The sequence below is a fragment of the Sinomonas sp. B1-1 genome (assembly GCF_050474465.1).
In the GTDB taxonomy this organism is placed as follows: Bacteria; Actinomycetota; Actinomycetes; order Actinomycetales; family Micrococcaceae; genus Sinomonas; species Sinomonas flava.
The window spans coordinates 715,729-731,682 of sequence record NZ_JBCHVF010000001.1 but is presented as its reverse complement, the minus strand read 5'-3'; the positions used below and the strand labels follow the sequence as shown (position 1 = coordinate 731,682).

Genomic DNA, 15,954 nt, shown 5'->3' with positions numbered 1-15,954 from the left:
GGGCGCGCCGACCGCGGCGGGACGACGGAGGTTTCGACCATGAGCACCAGGAACTCGCGCTCGCACCATTTCCGGGGAAGCCTCGGCCGGTTCGCAACCGGCGTCGCGATCGTGACCTTCGACGGCCCCACCAAGCGCCATGGCATCACCGTCAACTCGTTCACCTCGGTGTCGCTCGAGCCGCCCCTCGTTCTCGTGAGCATCGCCCGGCGTGCGAAGGCGCACGACGAGCTCGCCGGCCGCCCCTTCACGGTCAACATCCTCGGCGCCGAGCAGGAGGCCCTCGCCCGCCACTTCGCGGGCAGGCCCGGTGTCGAGCCCGTATGGGTGGAGGGGCCGACGGCGCCGCGGCTCTCGAGGCCGCTCGCGTACTTCGAGTGCACGCCGTGGGCCGCCTACGACGGCGGCGACCACACCCTCTATGTCGGCGAGGTCGTCGACTTCGGATACCGCTCCGGGGACGCGCTCGCCTTCCAGGGCGGCCGCTTCACCACCCTTCCCGAAAGCCAGCTGGGCGTCGAGGACCTGCTGTAGGCCGACCGACCCCAGCGCGCCACACCTCTCGGGAGGGCCGCCTCCGGCCTCCCGGGCCACCACCAGCACAGACGGGAGCACCGGCCATGGGAATCCGCACGGGAGCGCAGTTCCTGGACAAGCTGAACGGGATGCGGCCGCACCTGACGATCGACGGGGAGGTGGTCTCGGAGGACCTCACAGAGCATCCGGCCTTCCGCGGGGTTGCCCGGACCTACGCGAAGGTCTTCGACATGCAGCACGACCCGCGCTACGAGGAGCAGCTCACCTACACGTCGCCGAGCACGGGCGACCGGGTGAACGCCTCGTTCCTCGTGCCCCGCACGAAGGAGGACCTCGCGAGGCGGCGCGCCGCCATGCAGGTCTGGGCCGAGTACTCCAATGGCTTCCTGGGCCGCACGGGCGACTACATGAACTCCTCGCTCACGGCCCTCGCGGCAGCCAAGGCCTTCTTCTCCCAGGCCGACCCCGTGTTCGGGGAGCGCATCCAGGCCTACTACGAGATGTGCCGGGAGCGTGACCTGCTCGCCACCCACACGCTCATCCCGCCCCAGGCCAACCGCTCCGTCTCGGGCTCTGAGCAACTCGGCGGCCAGCTCGCCGCGAGGGTGGTCGAGGAGCGCGACGACGGCGTGGTCATCCGGGGGGCCCGCATGCTCGCGACCATCGCCCCGCTCGCGGACGAGCTGCTCGTCTTCCCCTCCACCGTCCTGCGCGGCACCCCCGAGGACGCCCCGTACTCCTTCGCGTTCGCCGTCCCGAACGACGCGCCCGGCCTGCGCTACCTGTGCCGCACCTCGCTCCACAACGGCGGCAGCCACCACGACGAGCCGCTCGCGAGCCGGTTCGAGGAGATGGATGCGGTGGTGGTGTTCGACGACGTGTTCGTGCCCGACGAGCGGGTCTTCATGCTGGGCCGGCCCGAGCTGTGCAACCAGTGGTACTCCGACACGGGCGCGGCGGCCCTCATGACCCACCAGGTGGCGACCCGCACGCTCGCCAAGAGCGAGTTCTTCCTTGGGCTCGCCTCCGAGATCGCGGCGACGATCGGCATCGAGGGGTTCCAGCACATCCAGGAGGACCTCGCCGAGCTCATCCGCAACGTCGAGATCGGCAAGGCCCTCATCGTCGCGTCCGAGGCGCAGGCCGAGCCCTCCGTGGACGGCGTGATGCTGCCCCACTGGCCCACGCTCAACGCCGCCCGCAACTGGTACCCCAAGGCCTCCCAGCGCTACCCCGAGATCATCCGCACGTTCTGCGCCTCGGGCCTCATGGCACTGCCCGGCGAGGCTGACCTGGAAGTGGCGCGCGAGGACATCGAGATGTACCTGCAGGGCAAGGCCCTGACGGGGCCGGAGCGCATGCGCCTCTTCAAGCTCGCCTACGACGCCTCGATCACCGGCTTCGCCGGCCGGCAGGCGCTGTACGAGTACTTCTTCTTCGGCGACCCCGTGCGGATGGCTGGCGCCCTCGTGAACAGCTACGACCGCGCGCCCCTGCGCGAGCGGGTCCGGGAGCTCCTGCGCCGGGACGACTGAGGGGCGATTGGCCAGGACGACCGAGCGCGCCGGCGCCGTCCGGCGCACGAAGGCCGCCGTTCGTCGCTGCACGCCCGCTAGGGCCAAAAGGGGGTGTGCCGCACCTCACAGATCATGTATGCTCATCTTTATTGACCGACCAATCGGTAAGTAAATCGGGGCGGAGGCTCCAGTCTCCGATGCCGGGTCGGTCGGTACCCCCGGCCCGCGAGGGCCCCGCACCCAGAACGACGGAGTTCGAATGTCCCAGGCAGTCAACGCCGCCCAGCCCGGCTCGCGGATGACCCGCGAAGAGCGCAGGGTCCTGGCCGGTACCTTGGTCGGCACCACCATCGAGTGGTACGACTTCTTCATCTACGCCCAGGCGGCCGGCGTCGTGCTCGGCCCGCTGTTCCTCGCGCCCGTGGCGAAGGAGAACCCGGGTCTCTCCCAGGTGATCGCCTTCGCAACCATCGGCATCTCCTTCCTGTTCCGCCCGCTCGGCGCGGTCGTGGCCGGCCACCTCGGCGACCGGCTGGGCCGCAAGAGGATGCTCGTCTTCACCCTCATCCTCATGGGCATCTCCACCTCGCTGATCGGCGTCCTGCCGACGTACGCGCAGGTGGGCATCCTCGCCCCGGTCCTCCTCATCCTGCTGCGCGTCCTCCAGGGCTTCTCCGCAGGTGGCGAGTGGGGCGGCGCCGCACTCATGTCGGTCGAGCACGCACCCGTGAACAAGCGCGGCTACTTCGGCGCCTACCCGCAGATCGGCGTTCCGATCGGCATGATCCTCGCGACGTTCACCCTGTGGATCCTCACCTCGGTCATGGGGCCCGCGTTCAACGAGTGGGGCTGGCGCATTCCGTTCCTGCTCTCGATCGTCCTCATCGTGGTCGGCTACATGATCCGCCGCGCCGTCGAGGAGAGCCCGGTCTTCAAGCAGCTCCAGGAGCGCCAGAAGGAGTCCTCCGCGCCGCTCGGACAGCTCTTCCGCTACAACTTCAAGGAAGTCGCCCTCACCGCGTTCATCTTCATCGCGAACAATGCCGCCGGCTACCTGCTCATCGCCTACTTCGCGACCTACGCCGTGGGCGCGCTCAAGATGGACCGGCCCACGGTCCTGCTGGCCACCACGCTCGCGTCCTTCGGCTGGCTGGTCTTCACGCTGTGGGGCGGCATGCTCTCCGACCGCCTCGGCCGCGTCCGCACCTTCCAGATCGGCTACGCGTTCCTGGCCCTGTGGGCGATCCCGATGTGGTTCCTCATCGACACCAAGAACATCGTCTGGTACTTCGTGGCCCTGTTCGTCATGACGCTCGGCCTCGGCCTCTCCTACGGCCCGCAGTCGGCCCTCTACGCGGAGATGTTCCCCGCGAAGGTCCGCTACTCGGGCGTCTCGATCGGCTACGCGCTCGGCGCGATCCTCGGCGGCGCCTTCGCCCCGATGATCGCCGAGATGCTCATGAACGAGTTCAAGGCGTCCTGGACGATCGGCCTCTACATCGCCGTCACCGCGGTCATCTCGCTCGTGGCCGTCTCGCTGGTCAAGGAGACCAAGGGCGTGGACCTGCACGTCGCCGAGGCGCACGCCGAGTACGTGCGCGAGCACCCGAAGGCCGCGCGCTGACCTCGCGCCGGCCGGAAGGCCGCGGACCCTGCGCCTGAGCGCACCCGCAACGCACGACGGCGGGTCCTCCCCTTGCTGGGGAGGGCCCGCCGTCCGCTGTGGTCGCCCCTGCCTGCGGGCGCGGGGCCTGAGACGGCCGCCACAGGCCGCCGTCGCCTCGGGCTGCCCGGCGGTAGGGTGTCCCGGTGACCACTGCCCTGAATCCCGACGACGGCACCGCGATCTCGTACGACGCCGCGGGGGAGGGGCCCGCCGTCGTCCTCCTGCACGGCTCGGCCCTCTCCCGCGCCATCTGGCGCGGGCTCGGCTACGTCAGGGCCCTGGAGGGCTTCCGCGTGGTCCGCGTCGACCTCCGCGGGCACGGCCGCAGCGACAAGCCCGACGAAGCGGGCGCCTACCGCATGTCCCGCCACGTCGGGGACGTCCTCGCCGTGCTCGACGCCGAGCGCATCGAGCGCGCGCACGTGGTCGGCTACTCCCTGGGCTCGCGGGTGGCCTTCTCGCTCGCAGCGGCCGCGCCCGCGCGGGTCTCCTCGCTCACGGTGCTCGGCGGCACCTACCGCCCCCAGCGGGGCGAGGTGGCCAAGGTCTTCTTCCCGGGCTACCTCGAGGCGCTGCAGACCGGACGGATCGAGGCCTTCGTCGACGGCCTCGAGTCCGCGGGGAAGGCCCTCGACCCCTCCACGCGCCAGGCGTTCCTCGCCAACGATCCCGCCGCGCTCGCCGCCTGCTTCACCGGCACCGAGGACGATCCGGGGCTCCCCGAAGCCGTGGTCGCCCAACTGGCCGTACCGACACTGCTGATGGCCGGGACCCGGGACCCGCAGCGGCTCACCGATTCGCGGCGCGCCGCAGAGCTCATGCCGAACGCCCGGTTCGTGGAGCTGGAGGGCAGGACGCACGCCGGGACGCTCGCGCCCGCGGGCCCCGTCCTGGAGGAGCTCGTGCCGTTCCTGCGGGCGGTGCCGGCCTAGAGCCCGTCCACGCGCTCGGCCCACGCCTCCGGCCCGCCGAGCCGCAGCGCACCCGCCGTCCACGCGGCCATGCGGGCGTAGGCGCGGCGCCGGACCTCGGCGGGGGAGAGGAAGACATCGTGCAGCGCACCGCGGATCCTCACCACCGTGACGTTCTCGCCGAGGGAGAGCGCGCGGTGCGCCACGGCGTCGACATTGATCGCCACGTCCGCCGCCGCCGCGTCCGGTGACCACTGCGGGAGCAGGTAGCTGCGGTCGGAGAGCAGCACGAGCACGGGGAGCCCGAGCTCCAGCCCCCGGGCAATGCGCTCCTGGCCGGCGAACACTGCACCCAGGAACGCCGGCGGCAGGGCGAAGGCCTTCGCCGGACGCCAGGCCGCGTTGTACACCCACTCGCCATCGTGCTCGGCGGAGACGGTCCGGGCGTAGTGCCCCGGGTCGATCCCGGGCAGCGGTACGTGGGGGAAGAAGCGCGCCCTGGCCCCGAGGAGCGGTGCCATCGCCCGGCGCGCCATCTCCGAGGCCTGGAACTCCAGCCACGGGCTGTTGAGCACCACGGCGTCGACCCGGGACGCGTTCCTCGCTGCCCAGAGGCTCAGGATGAGCCCGCCGGTCGAGTGGCCCAGCACCAGGAGCCGGCGGCGGCGCTCGTCTGTGGCATCGCGGCCGTGCCCCATCACTGCCAGGGCGGCCTCGATGTCCGGGTCGTACTCCTCGAGGCTCGCCACCTCGCCCGGCACCTGGCCCGGGGCGAGGCTCCGGCCGAACCCGTGGAGGTCCAGGGCGTGGAACCGGGCTCCCGCACGGTGCCAGAACTCGGCGAGCGGGCGCTGGAAGAAGTAGTCGCTCCACCCGTGAACGTAGAGCACGTCGGTCCCCACGGCCGGCCTGCGCCACCAGCGCCTCGACGCGCCCCGATAGCGCACGAGGGTCGACGGCGGGGCCCCCTCCGGGGCGAGGACGCGCTGCTCGAAGCCCGATCCCAGCACGTCCGGCGACCACTCCGCCGTCGTGCCCCGCTCGCTCTCCGCAGCCATGTGACGATGCTAGCCCGGAAGATGCGGCTGGAGCGCGCGTAGTCCGTGAGGCCCCACGGGGCTGCGCGCGGGTGCGGTCACGTCCTACGGTGGATGTGACAGCACACGCGTGTGATGGGAGGGCAGGCCGTGGCGAGCAGACGCGACGAGGAGCTGCGGCGCCGGCTCGAGCGCGCGGCCGAGATCCGGGCTGGGGGAGTCGCGCAGTCCCCCGAAGAGGCCGAGGAGCTCGCGCGCGAGGAGGAGCTCAACCGGAAGCGGCGCGAGGTCGATTCTGCGCGCCGTGCTGACTTCCTGGTCCGCGACGCCATCGCGCGCGGAGAGTTCGACCACCTGAAGTACGCCGGCAAGCCCATCCCGAACCTGGACAACGTGAACGACCCCGACTGGTGGCTCAAGGGCCTCATCGAGCGCGAGCAGCTCACGGGGATCGGGCCCGAGGCGCTCGTCCTGCGGGTCGAGGACGAACGCCTCGACGACACCCTCGACGCCCTGCACAGCGAGCAGCAGGTCCGCGACGCCGTCGACTCCTTCAACCGCCGCATCATCGAGGCCCGCCGCCAGCTCCTGGGAGGGCCGCCGGTCATCACGAAGACCCGCGACACCGAGGGCGAGGTCCGCCGGTGGCAGGCGCGGCGGGCCGAGGCGGCGGCGAGGGCGGCCAGGGACGCCGAGGCCGCCGCCCCGGTGGGGCGGCGGCGGTGGTGGAGGCGCCGGGGTGGGCGGGGCGACCGCCCGCGTCAGTAGCTGGCCGGCCGCCCGCCGTCGTCCGCCTGCGCCGCGGACGGTGCCGCGAAGCGGGCGGAGAGCTCCTCGCTCGAGCGGGCGAGGATTGCCACATCCGCACCCACGAGCACGAACCGCGCGCCGTGCTCGATGTAGTGCCGGGCGGTCGCCTCGACGAACGCGTTCACCCCCGCCGGCTTGCCCGCGGCGGACGCCGCCGCGAGGCAGCGTTCGACGGCGGCGCGCACCTCGGGGTGCTCCTGCTGGCCGAGGTGCCCCATCGAGGCGGCGAGGTCGGAGGGCCCGATGAAGATCGCGTCGACCCCGTCGACCGCGAGGATCTCCTCCACGTTCGCCACGGCCTCGGCCGTCTCGATCTGGACGGCGAGGGAGATGGTCTCGTCCGCTCGGGCAAGGTAGTCCGGGATCCGATTCCACCGTGCGGCGCGGGCGAGCGCCGAACCCACGCCCCGCACGCCGTGCGGCGGGTACCGCACGGCCGCCACGGCGGCCTGGGCCTGCTCGGCGTCGTTCACCATGGGGATCAGCAGGTTCTGGGCCCCGAGGTCGAGGTACTGCTTGATGAGCACCACGTCGTTCCACGGCAGGCGCACCATGGGGAGCACGGGATAGCCGTGCACGGCGTGGAGCTGGGCGAGGACCGACTCGAGCGAGTTCGGGCTGTGCTCGGTGTCGATCAGGAGCCAGTCAGCCCCTGAGCCCGCCATGATCTCGGCCACGAGCGGGCTGCCGGAGCACACCCACAGTCCGATCTTGGCGCCCCCGCCGGAATCGGCGCCGCCCTCGGCCCCGGCGGCGAGGGCGTGGCGAAACGTCCGCTCGGGCTCTAGACGAAACGGCATGTCACCGTCCCCAGGGGCCCGTAGTCGGCATAGACCGTGTCGCCCTCGTAGACCCACATGGGCCGCGTGAACGACCCCGCGAGGATGAGGTCGCCCGCCCGTAGCTCCTGCCCGTGCTGGGCGAGCTTGTCCGCGAGCCACGCGACGCCGGTTGCGGGGTGGTTGAGGACGCCGGCGGCGACGCCCGTCTCCACGATCTCCTGGTTGCGGTACAGGAGGGAGGACACCCAGCGCAGGTCCACATCGTGCGGCCGCACCGGGCGGCCGCCCACGACCATGGCGCCCAGCGCAGCGTTGTCCGAGATGGTGTCCACGATGGTGCGGCCCTCCATCTCGATCCGCGAGTCGAGGATCTCGAGGGCGGGGATCACGTAGTCCGTCGCGTCGAGCACGTCGAACAGCGTCACCCCCGGCCCCTTGAGATCCCGGCCCAGGCGGAACGCGAGCTCGACCTCGATGCGCGGGTGGGTGTAGCGCTTCCACTCGACCACCGCACCGTTCTCGAGGACCTGGTCGTCGAAGATGACGCCGTAGTCCGGCTCGGTGATGCCCGTGGCCGCCTGCATGGCCTTGGACGTCAGGCCGATCTTGCGCCCCACGACCCGCCGGCCCTGGGACTCGAGGCGGCTGGCCCAGAGCTTCTGGACGGCGTACGAGTCCTCGACGTCCATGCCCTCGTAGCGGGTGTGGAGGAGGGGCACCGGCGTGCGTGTGCGCCCAGCCTCCACCAGCTCGTCGGCAATTGCCGCAATCGTCTCCTCGTTCAGCATGGCTTAGAGCTGGTTGCCGATCTTGAAGCCCTTCGAGGCCTGCCCGCGGTAGGAGCCGGCCTCGTCGTCGGCGCGCGTGTAGGAGAAGCCGTCCGCGCCGATCGTCACCTCCATCTCGGAGGAGTCGGTGCGCTCGACGACGGGCTGCGGGTTCCCGTCGAGGTCGAGCACGAGCGACGCCTCGGTGTACCAGGACGGCACGACCGGGTTGCCCCACCAGTCGCGGCGCTGGTTGTCATGGACGTCCCAGGTGACCACGGGGTTGTCCGGGTCGCCGGTGTAGTAGTCCTGCGTGTAGATCTCCACGCGGTGGCCGTCCGGGTCGCGCAGGTAGAGGTAGAACGCGTTGGAGACGCCGTGGCGGCCGGGGCCGCGCTCGATCGCGTCGGACATGCGCAGGGCGCCGAGCTTGTCGCAGATCGCGAGGATGTTGTGCTTCTCGTGGGTCGAGAACGCGACGTGGTGCATGCGCGGGCCGTTGCCGCCCGTCATGGCGGTGTCGTGGACGGTGGGCTTGCGGCGCATCCACGCGGCGTAGACGGTGCCGTCCTGGTCCTGGATGTCCTCCGTGACGCGGAAGCCGAGGTCCTGCATGAACTTGGTGGCGCGGGGGACGTCCGGGGTGACCTGGTTGAAGTGGTCGAGGCGGACGAGGGCACCGGGGGTGTACAGGTCGTAGCGCCACGCGAGCCGCTCGACGTGCTCGACGTCGTGGAAGAACTCGTACGGGAAGCCCAGCGGGTCGGTCACGCGCACGGAGTCGCCGATGCCCTTGGTGAAGCCCTCCGCCCGGCGTTCCACGCGGCAGCCGAGCTCGCTGTAGAACGCCACCGCGCGGTCCAGGTCATCGGGGGTGCGCACGCGGTAGGAGAAGGCGGCGACGGCGGCGACAGGGCCCTGGCGCAGCACGAGGTTGTGGTGGATGAACTCCTCGAGCGAGCGCAGGTAGACGGCGTCCCCGTCCTCCTCCGTGACGGTCAGTCCGAGCACGTCGACGTAGAAGTCACGGGACCGCTTCAGGTCGGTTACGACGAGCTCCATGTAGGCGCAGCGCAGGATGTCCGGCGCCGGGACGGAGGGGGTCGGGACGGGGTTGTCGGCGCGGATGGGGGCTTCCTGGGAGACGTAGAAGCCGGAGGAGGTGAGGGTCATGTCGTCACGGTTGGTCATGGCAGCGTCCTTGCTTTCCTTCAGGGTGAGTCGGTGGCTGGGGGTGGTCAGCGGGGATCGGGGTCGTCGAGGTCGGTCTCGGTGCTGGCTTCCGCCTTCGCGTCCGCGGCAGGGTCCTGCTTGCCGAAGGTCGGGTTGTGCACCTTCCCGAGGGTGATGTGCACCGCCTGCTGGTCGGTGTAGAAGTCGATCGAGCGGTAGCCGCCCTCGTGGCCGAGGCCCGAGGCCTTCACGCCGCCGAACGGGGTGCGCAGGTCGCGCACGTTGTTCGAGTTGAGCCAGACCATGCCGGCCTCGATGTTCTGGGCGAAGTTGTGGGCCCGCTTGAGGTCGTTCGTCCACACGTACGCGGCCAGGCCGTACTTGGTGTTGTTGGCCAGGGAGAGCGCCTCCTCGTCCGAGTCGAACGGCGTGATCGCCACGACGGGGCCGAAGATCTCCTCCTGGAAGATGCGGGCGTCCGGCTTGACGTCGGCGAACACGGTCGGGGCGACGAAGTTGCCGAACTCGAAGCCCTCCGGCCGGCCACCGCCGGCGACGAGGCGGCCCTCCTCCTTGCCGATCTCGACGTAGGACATGACCTTCTCGAAGTGCTCGGGGTGCACGAGCGCCCCGACCTCCGTGGCGGCGTCGTGCGGGTAGCCGACCTTGACGCGCTTGGCCTGGGCGGCGTACCGCTCGACGAACTCGTCGTAGACGTCGCGCTGGACGAGGATGCGGGAGCCTGCCGTGCAGCGCTCGCCGTTGAGGGAGAACACGCCGAAGATCGTCGCGTCGATCGCGGCGTCCAGATCGGCGTCGGCGAACACGATCGCCGGGCTCTTGCCGCCGAGCTCCATGGACAGGCCCTTGAGGAACGGTGCGGCGTTGCCGAAGATGATCTGGCCCGTCCGGCTCTCGCCGGTGAACGAGATGAGGGGAACGTCAGGGTGCTTCACGAGGGCGTCGCCGGCGTCCTCGCCGAGGCCGTTGACGAGGTTGAACACACCCTTCGGCAGGCCCGCCTCCTCGAAGATCCCGGCCCACAGGGACGCCGAGAGGGGGGTGAACTCGGCGGGCTTGAGCACCACCGTGTTGCCGGTGGCCAGCGCAGGGCCGAGCTTCCACGACTCGAGCATGAATGGGGTGTTCCATGGCGTGATGAGGCCCGCGACGCCGATCGGCTTGCGGTTGACGTAGTTGATCTGGCGGCCGGGGACCTTGAAGGTGTCGTCGGCCTGGGCCACGATCAGGTCCGCGAAGAAGCGGAAGTTCTCGGCGGCCCGGCGGGCCTGGCCCAGCGCCTGCGTGATCGGCAGGCCCGAGTCGAAGGACTCGAGCTCGGCGAGGCGTGCGTCGCGGGACTCGACGATGTCCGCGATCCGGTGCAGCACTCGGGAGCGCTCGCGGGGGAGCATCTTCGGCCAGGGGCCCTCGTCGAAGGCGCGCTTGGCGGCGGCGACGGCGAGCTCGATGTCCGCCTTCTTGCCCGCGGCGGCCTTGACGTAGACCTCGTTGGAGACGGGCTCGAGGACGTCGAAGGTGTCGCCGTCCACGGAGTCGACGAACTGGCCGTCGATGTAGTGCTGGATGCGCTCGGGGAGGTTGTCGGGGACGTGGCGATCGTTCATGGTGCAGATCCTTCGCTGTGTCTGTGGTCGCTGGGTCTGGAGAGTCTGGTGGTCTAGAGGGTCGGGAAGCCGGGGTTCTCGCCGGTCCGGGCGAGGTACGCGGTCAGGGTCGCGGAGCGGTGCCGGCGCGCCGCGAGCTCGATCTCCGCGGTCGGCGCGTGGTTCTCGATGAGCTTCAGGAGTTCCTCGTGCTCCTCGACCGATTCGGCGGCGCGCTCGGGGACGTAGCTGAACGTGGACCCGCGCAGCGCCTTGAGGCGGTTCCACCCGCGGTGGACGAGGTCGAGGATGTGCGGGTTCGGGCAGTGCTCGAACAGGACCGAGTGGAAGTCGCGGTTCAGGGCCGTGAACGCGACGGGGTCGAAGTGCAGCGGGTCCTGAGCGAGGAACTCGCGCATCCGGCTGTTGACCTCACGCGCCGCCGCGAGGTCCTCGGCCGTGACCGACGGCGCCGAGAGCGCGGTGGCCGCTCCCTCGACGAGGCTCAGCGTCTGCATGGTGTACAGGTACTCCGTCGGGTCGATCCCGGCCACCGTGGCCCCGACGTTCTTCTCGAACGTCACGAGCCCCTCGGCCTCGAGCCGGCGCACGGCTTCCCGGACAGGCACCACGGACACGTCGAGCTTCTCGGCGACCTGGGACAGCACGAGCCTGGCGCCGGGGGCGAGGTCCCCGGCGACGATCTGCTCGTGGAGCCAGTCGTAGGCGAGCTCGGACTTGCTCGCGGGTGCCGGGGCGACGCTCACGGCTGATCCTCGCGCCCGGCGGCGAGGGACTCCTCGTACTTCGCGCGCCAGGCGGCGTTCATCGGGAACAGCCCGTCGACGGCGTTGCCCTCGGCGACCCGCTCCGCGACCCACGCCTCCTCGCGCTCCTGGGCGACGGCGTGGTCCGCGACCTCCTCGGCGAGGTTGGCCGGGATGACCACGAGGCCGTCCTCGTCGCCCACGATCACGTCGCCGGGCACGACGGCGGCGCCGCCGCACGCGACCGTCTCGTCGACCGACCACGGAACGTGCCTGCGGCCGAGGACGGCGGGGTGGGCGTTCGCGCCCCAGACCGGGATGTCCATCGCCGAGACGGGCCCGAAGTCGCGGATGCCGCCGTCGGTGATGACGGCTGCCGCGCCGAGCACCTGGGCGCGCAGGGCGAGGACGTCCCCGAGCGTCCCGGAGCCCTTCTCGCCGCGCGCGTCCATGACGAGGATGTCGCCGGGGCGCAGGGAGTCGACCGCACGCTTCTGCGCGTTGTACCCGCCGCCGAACTCCTTGAAGAGGTCCTCGCGGGCGGGGATGTAGCGCAGGGTTCGGGCCGTGCCGACCACCTTCGCGCCGGGCTTGGTGGGGATGAGCCCCTCGATGTGGCAGTTCTGCATGCCGCGCCGGCGCAGCTGGACGCTCAGCGTCGCCGTGCCCACGCTCTTCAGCTTCTCGGTGAGCTCCGGCGTGAGGATGCTCGTGGGGCGGGAGTCGGCGGGCGTGATCCCCGCGGCTTCGGCCGAGCCCCATGCGTCGATCCGGTCCGCGTCGGTCAGCTTCGGGAGCGCGCCGACGGGGGAGAGCACGAGGCTGGACTGGACGACCTTGTTGGCGAGCCGGCCGGTGGTGAGGTGGCCGCCGTCGTGCGTCGCGCCGTCGACCTCGATCTCGACGAGGTCGCCCGGCTGGGCGACCGTCGCGCCGGCCGGGGTCCCCGTGAGGATGATGTCCCCGGGCTCGAGGGTCATGAGGCGGGAGAGGTCGGCGACGAGCTGGGCGAACGGGAAGATGAGTGTGGACGTCGTGTCGTCCTGCGTGAGCTCGCCGTTGATCCACATCCGCACGCGGAGGTTGGCCGGATCGACCTCCTGGGCCGGGAGGAGCGCGGGGCCGATCGGTGCGATCCCGTCCGCGCCCTTGGAGCGGAGGTTGGAGCCCTTGTCCGCCCAGCGGAGGTCGGCGAACCCGGCGTCGTTCGCGGCGGTCACCGAGCCGACGTGCGCCCATGCGTCCTCGAGGGCGACGTTGCGTGCCCGCGAGCCGATCACGAGGGCCACCTCTCCCTCGACCGTGAGCGCCTCGACGCCCTGGGGGCGCGCGAGCTCCGCGCCGTCGAGCCCGAGCGACGTGGCCGGCTTGAGGAAGTAGGAGGGATTGGCGGGAGTGCGCCCCCGCTGGGCCGCGCGGCTCGGGTAGTTGAGGTGGACGGCGATGACCTTGCCTGCGGCGTCGATGATGTCCTGGCCAAGCTGCTCTTGGTGGTGCACGTGGTCCTCTTCTTCGAGTCGTCGGGCCAGCCCTCCCCGAGGGTCGAGCTGGATCGTATACGATCATCGTATACGATCCAGTGTGCCGCGGGACACGGTGCCCGTCAACCCCTTCCGGTCCGTCGCAGAACGAAGTCCCAGAACGTGACTCCCAGGACGTGACTCCCAGGACGTGACTCCCAGGACGTGACTCCCAGACGGCCGCAGAGAGCCGAGGACGCCGTCAGCGGCTCAGGAACTCGAGTGCAGCCTCCTTGAACGCGCGCGCGGTCACGACGTTGATGTGGTTCCGCCCCGGCACGATGACGACCTCTGCACCGGGGGCGAGGCCACGGAGCACCTCGAGGGCGCCGACGCGCTCGTCCTTCTCGCCGGCGACCATGAGCACCGGCTGCCGCGGGACCGCCTCCGCCGCGTCGAAGGGCTCCTCCTTGATGCCCTCCACGAGGGAGAGCAGCGCGTACATGTCGGCGCCGGGCGAGGCCTGGGCCATCGTCACGAGGGCGGCGGTCGACTCGTCGTCGATCGGGGTGCCGTCCGCGAGGAAGCGCTGGGCGGCAGGCAGGTCGAACTCCGCGAGCGGGTCGCGGCTGCTCGGGCCGCCGAGGACGAGGCGCCGGACGAGCGACGGCTGGGTCGCGCCGAACTCCCATGCCAGCCGTGACCCCAGCGAGTAGCCCACGATGTCGAGCCCGCTCGCGGGGTGGCCGTCGGCGATCGGCCGGGCGCCCGCATCGGTCACGATCTGCAGGAGGTCCGCGCGGATGCGGCTCGGCGTGTACGAGTCGACGTCCTCCGGTGCGGCGCTGCGGCCGTGGCCGGGCAGGTCGACGGCAATCACGCGTCGGCCCGATTCGAGCAGTGTCGAGACCCAGCCGCTCTGCTCCCAGTTGAGCGCCACCGAGGAGGCGAAGCCGTGGATGAGCAGGACGGGCGGGACGCCGGCCGGTGTCTCGGGCTCCGCCACGAGGACGTTGAGGCCGGGGTCCGTCCCCTCGACCGTGTGCTGCGGGGCCGCTCCCGCGTGCTGTCCTGCCATCATGGGCACCATCCCCTCGTCAGGCCCCGGCGTCGGGGCGCCGGCGGTCGCCGGCTCGGTCGTCATCACGGTCCGCGCTCAGCTGTACCTGCCGCTTCGGCGCCCCCCGGGACCGCACAGTCCCGACGATACCCGCCGCCCGGTCGGGACGGAGATGGCCCGAGCCGCTGTTCTGGACGAAGGGCACCACGGCGGGGCGGAGACGCCGCACAGGCGGTCGAAAGCCCAGGCAGCCTGCGCAGGGCGACCGGGTGGATCCCGGGGGCCGCTGCACGGACTGCCTGGGCTCACAGACTGCCTGGCGGGCGCGCGGAGGCGGGACGGATCAGTCCGCGGGGACGGTGTTCCGTCGGCGCTGCGCGAGGGCGAGGGCGCCCGCGACCGCGGCCACGAGGGCAAACGTGCTCAGGAGCTGGATGCGGCTGTCCTCGCCGACCAGCCCGACCGCGAAGATCGCGGCGAGCAGCGCCAGGCCCAGCCCCGTGAGCCACGGGAAGCCGCGCATGCGCAGCGGGAGCGCCTCGCCGGCGGCGTCGGCGCGCCGGCGCAGGACGAGCTGGGACACGAGGGCCGAGCCCCAGACGATGAGGCACGTCGAGCCCACGAAGTTGAGCAGGACGGGCAGGACCGCGTCCGGGAACGCGAGCTCGAGCACGGTTGCGGCGAAGCCGAACACCACCGAGGCGACGACGGCGACCGCCGGGACGCGCGTGCGCGTGAGCTTCGCCAGGATGCGGGGGGCGTCCTGGCGCTCGGCGAGGGAGAAGACCATGCGCGAGGCGCCGTAGAGGTTGGCGTTGAGCGCGGACAGGAGGGCGACGACGGCCACGAGCGTGATGACGGTTGCGGCGCCCGGAAGGCCTGCGGCGTCCAGGACCGCGGCAAAGGGGCTCTTGAGGCCGTCGGACGTCCACGGCAGGACGGCCGCGATGACGAAGATGGAGCCGATGTAGAAGACCAGGATCCGCCACACGACGGTCCGTACCGCGCGCCCCACGCTGCGGGCGGGGTCCCGCGTCTCAGCGGCGGCGACCGAGACGATCTCCGTGCCGCCGAAGGCGAACACGACGACGAAGAGGCCAGTGGCGATGCCGGCCATGCCCTGCGGCGCGAAGCCACCGTGGTCCGTGAAGTTGCTCAGGCCCGGCGAGGCGACCGAGGGGATCCAGCCGAACAGCAGTGCGGCCCCCACGAGGAGGAAGGCCACGATGGCGGCGACCTTCAGCAGGGCGAACCAGAACTCGAACTCGCCGAAGTTGCGCACGCCCGTGAGGTTGACGGCGGTGAAGACGGCCATGAAGGCCAAGGCCATGAGCCAGACCGGCAGCACCGGGAAGACCGTCGCGAGGAGGCCCGCAGCCCCGAGGGCCTCGGCCGCGATCACGACGACGAGCTGGCACCACCAGAGCCAGCCCACGGTCGCGCCGGCCACGCCGCCGAGCGCCTTGCCGGTGTACACGGAGAAGGCGCCGCTGTTCGGATTGGCGGCGGCCATCTCGCCGAGGGCCCACATCACGATGATGATGAGGGTTCCCGCGACGAGGTACGAGATGAGGATGGCGGGGCCGGCCGCCTTGATGCCGGCTCCCGAGCCGATGAAGAGGCCTGCCCCGATCGCGCTGCCGAGCCCCATCATCGTGAGCTGGCGCGGTGACATCGAGTGTCCGAGCCTCGGCGCGGGCGTCGTCGTCGACGCGGTGCCGCGGCTGTCTGCAGTGTGCGTAGCTGTCATTTCCGTCTTTCGGATCTGCGATGGCCGGTGCCGCCGGGTAGGCTGGCCGGCCAGAGGACGCACTGACCATAGCGCCTTTCGCCGTCGTGTGTGTGGTGCACCTCACGCCC

Annotated in this window: 14 protein-coding genes; 5 read left to right on the top strand and 9 right to left on the bottom strand. The window is 71.2% G+C overall.

Annotation, left to right across the window (positions count from 1 at the left end):
• Nucleotides 1-39 precede the first annotated feature (39 nt).
• The 4 genes from ACQ5BE_RS03425 to ACQ5BE_RS03410 all read left to right on the top strand — a co-directional run bounded on the left by ACQ5BE_RS03425 (nt 40) and on the right by ACQ5BE_RS03410 (nt 4,652).
• The gene (locus tag ACQ5BE_RS03425; protein WP_430295483.1) at nt 40-534 is read left to right on the top strand and encodes a flavin reductase family protein; all 495 of its coding nucleotides are present in this window, start codon (nt 40-42) and stop codon (nt 532-534) included.
• Nucleotides 535-620: 86 nt separating this feature from the next.
• Nucleotides 621-2,072, top strand: coding sequence for a 4-hydroxyphenylacetate 3-monooxygenase, oxygenase component (hpaB, locus tag ACQ5BE_RS03420; protein WP_430295482.1), 1,452 nt, complete (start codon nt 621-623; stop codon nt 2,070-2,072).
• A gap of 241 nt (nt 2,073-2,313) precedes the next feature.
• Nucleotides 2,314-3,678, top strand: coding sequence for an MFS transporter (locus ACQ5BE_RS03415; protein WP_430295481.1), 1,365 nt, complete (start codon nt 2,314-2,316; stop codon nt 3,676-3,678).
• Between the two features lie 185 nt (nt 3,679-3,863).
• Nucleotides 3,864-4,652: an alpha/beta fold hydrolase gene (locus ACQ5BE_RS03410; RefSeq protein ID WP_430295479.1), complete on the top strand. Its 789-nt coding sequence runs from the start codon at nt 3,864-3,866 to the stop codon at nt 4,650-4,652.
• On the opposite strand, the gene ACQ5BE_RS03405 is transcribed toward ACQ5BE_RS03410, so the two are convergent.
• Entirely contained in the window at nt 4,649-5,689 is a 1,041-nt protein-coding gene (locus ACQ5BE_RS03405; protein ID WP_430295478.1) for an alpha/beta hydrolase, read from the bottom strand. The two genes, ACQ5BE_RS03410 and ACQ5BE_RS03405, sit on opposite strands and share 4 nt — an antisense overlap.
• 114 nt (nt 5,690-5,803) lie before the next feature.
• Between ACQ5BE_RS03405 and ACQ5BE_RS03400 the strand changes: the two genes are divergently transcribed.
• Nucleotides 5,804-6,436, top strand: a complete 633-nt coding sequence (locus ACQ5BE_RS03400) for a DUF1992 domain-containing protein (RefSeq protein WP_430295477.1) — start codon at nt 5,804-5,806, stop codon at nt 6,434-6,436.
• On the opposite strand, the gene ACQ5BE_RS03395 is transcribed toward ACQ5BE_RS03400, so the two are convergent.
• The 8 genes from ACQ5BE_RS03395 to ACQ5BE_RS03360 form a co-directional block, all read right to left on the bottom strand.
• Entirely contained in the window at nt 6,430-7,278 is an 849-nt protein-coding gene (locus tag ACQ5BE_RS03395; RefSeq protein ID WP_413247997.1) for an HpcH/HpaI aldolase family protein, read from the bottom strand. The two genes, ACQ5BE_RS03400 and ACQ5BE_RS03395, sit on opposite strands and share 7 nt — an antisense overlap.
• On the bottom strand, nt 7,263-8,048 hold the full coding sequence (hpaH, locus tag ACQ5BE_RS03390; protein WP_430295475.1) for a 2-oxo-hept-4-ene-1,7-dioate hydratase: 786 nt from the start codon (nt 8,046-8,048) through the stop codon (nt 7,263-7,265). Before hpaH ends, ACQ5BE_RS03395 begins: the two co-directional genes overlap by 16 nt.
• Nucleotides 8,049-8,051: 3 nt before the next feature.
• Nucleotides 8,052-9,218, bottom strand: a complete 1,167-nt coding sequence (gene hpaD, locus ACQ5BE_RS03385; RefSeq protein WP_430295473.1) for a 3,4-dihydroxyphenylacetate 2,3-dioxygenase — start codon at nt 9,216-9,218, stop codon at nt 8,052-8,054.
• A gap of 47 nt (nt 9,219-9,265) precedes the next feature.
• Nucleotides 9,266-10,828: a 5-carboxymethyl-2-hydroxymuconate semialdehyde dehydrogenase gene (gene hpaE / locus ACQ5BE_RS03380; protein WP_430295472.1), complete on the bottom strand. Its 1,563-nt coding sequence runs from the start codon at nt 10,826-10,828 to the stop codon at nt 9,266-9,268.
• Nucleotides 10,829-10,881: 53 nt separating this feature from the next.
• Nucleotides 10,882-11,574, bottom strand: a complete 693-nt coding sequence (locus ACQ5BE_RS03375; RefSeq protein WP_208709097.1) for a GntR family transcriptional regulator — start codon at nt 11,572-11,574, stop codon at nt 10,882-10,884.
• Entirely contained in the window at nt 11,571-13,073 is a 1,503-nt protein-coding gene (locus ACQ5BE_RS03370; protein ID WP_430295471.1) for a fumarylacetoacetate hydrolase family protein, read from the bottom strand. The genes ACQ5BE_RS03375 and ACQ5BE_RS03370 overlap by 4 nt, the downstream gene beginning before the upstream one ends.
• A 223-nt stretch (nt 13,074-13,296) precedes the next feature.
• A complete protein-coding gene (locus ACQ5BE_RS03365; protein ID WP_430295470.1) occupies nt 13,297-14,112 on the bottom strand; it encodes an alpha/beta fold hydrolase in 816 nt (271 codons plus the stop codon).
• A gap of 325 nt (nt 14,113-14,437) precedes the next feature.
• Complete coding sequence (locus ACQ5BE_RS03360) at nt 14,438-15,769, bottom strand: amino acid permease (RefSeq protein WP_430295469.1); 1,332 nt, start codon at nt 15,767-15,769, stop codon at nt 14,438-14,440.
• Nucleotides 15,770-15,954: the final 185 nt, after the last annotated feature.

Bases quoted from the DNA above. Each gene is read 5' to 3' on its own strand.
- ACQ5BE_RS03425 (WP_430295483.1), top strand. From the start codon at position 40: ATGAGCACCAGGAACTCGCGCTCGCACCATTTCCGGGGAAGCCTCGGC.
- hpaB (WP_430295482.1), top strand. From the start codon at position 621: ATGGGAATCCGCACGGGAGCGCAGTTCCTGGACAAGCTGAACGGGATG.
- ACQ5BE_RS03415 (WP_430295481.1), top strand. From the start codon at position 2,314: ATGTCCCAGGCAGTCAACGCCGCCCAGCCCGGCTCGCGGATGACCCGC.
- ACQ5BE_RS03405 (WP_430295478.1), bottom strand. From the start codon at position 5,689: ATGGCTGCGGAGAGCGAGCGGGGCACGACGGCGGAGTGGTCGCCGGAC.
- ACQ5BE_RS03400 (WP_430295477.1), top strand. From the start codon at position 5,804: ATGGGAGGGCAGGCCGTGGCGAGCAGACGCGACGAGGAGCTGCGGCGC.
- ACQ5BE_RS03395 (WP_413247997.1), bottom strand. From the start codon at position 7,278: ATGCCGTTTCGTCTAGAGCCCGAGCGGACGTTTCGCCACGCCCTCGCC.
- hpaH (WP_430295475.1), bottom strand. From the start codon at position 8,048: ATGCTGAACGAGGAGACGATTGCGGCAATTGCCGACGAGCTGGTGGAG.
- hpaD (WP_430295473.1), bottom strand. From the start codon at position 9,218: ATGACCAACCGTGACGACATGACCCTCACCTCCTCCGGCTTCTACGTC.
- hpaE (WP_430295472.1), bottom strand. From the start codon at position 10,828: ATGAACGATCGCCACGTCCCCGACAACCTCCCCGAGCGCATCCAGCAC.
- ACQ5BE_RS03365 (WP_430295470.1), bottom strand. From the start codon at position 14,112: ATGGCAGGACAGCACGCGGGAGCGGCCCCGCAGCACACGGTCGAGGGG.
- ACQ5BE_RS03360 (WP_430295469.1), bottom strand. From the start codon at position 15,769: ATGTCACCGCGCCAGCTCACGATGATGGGGCTCGGCAGCGCGATCGGG.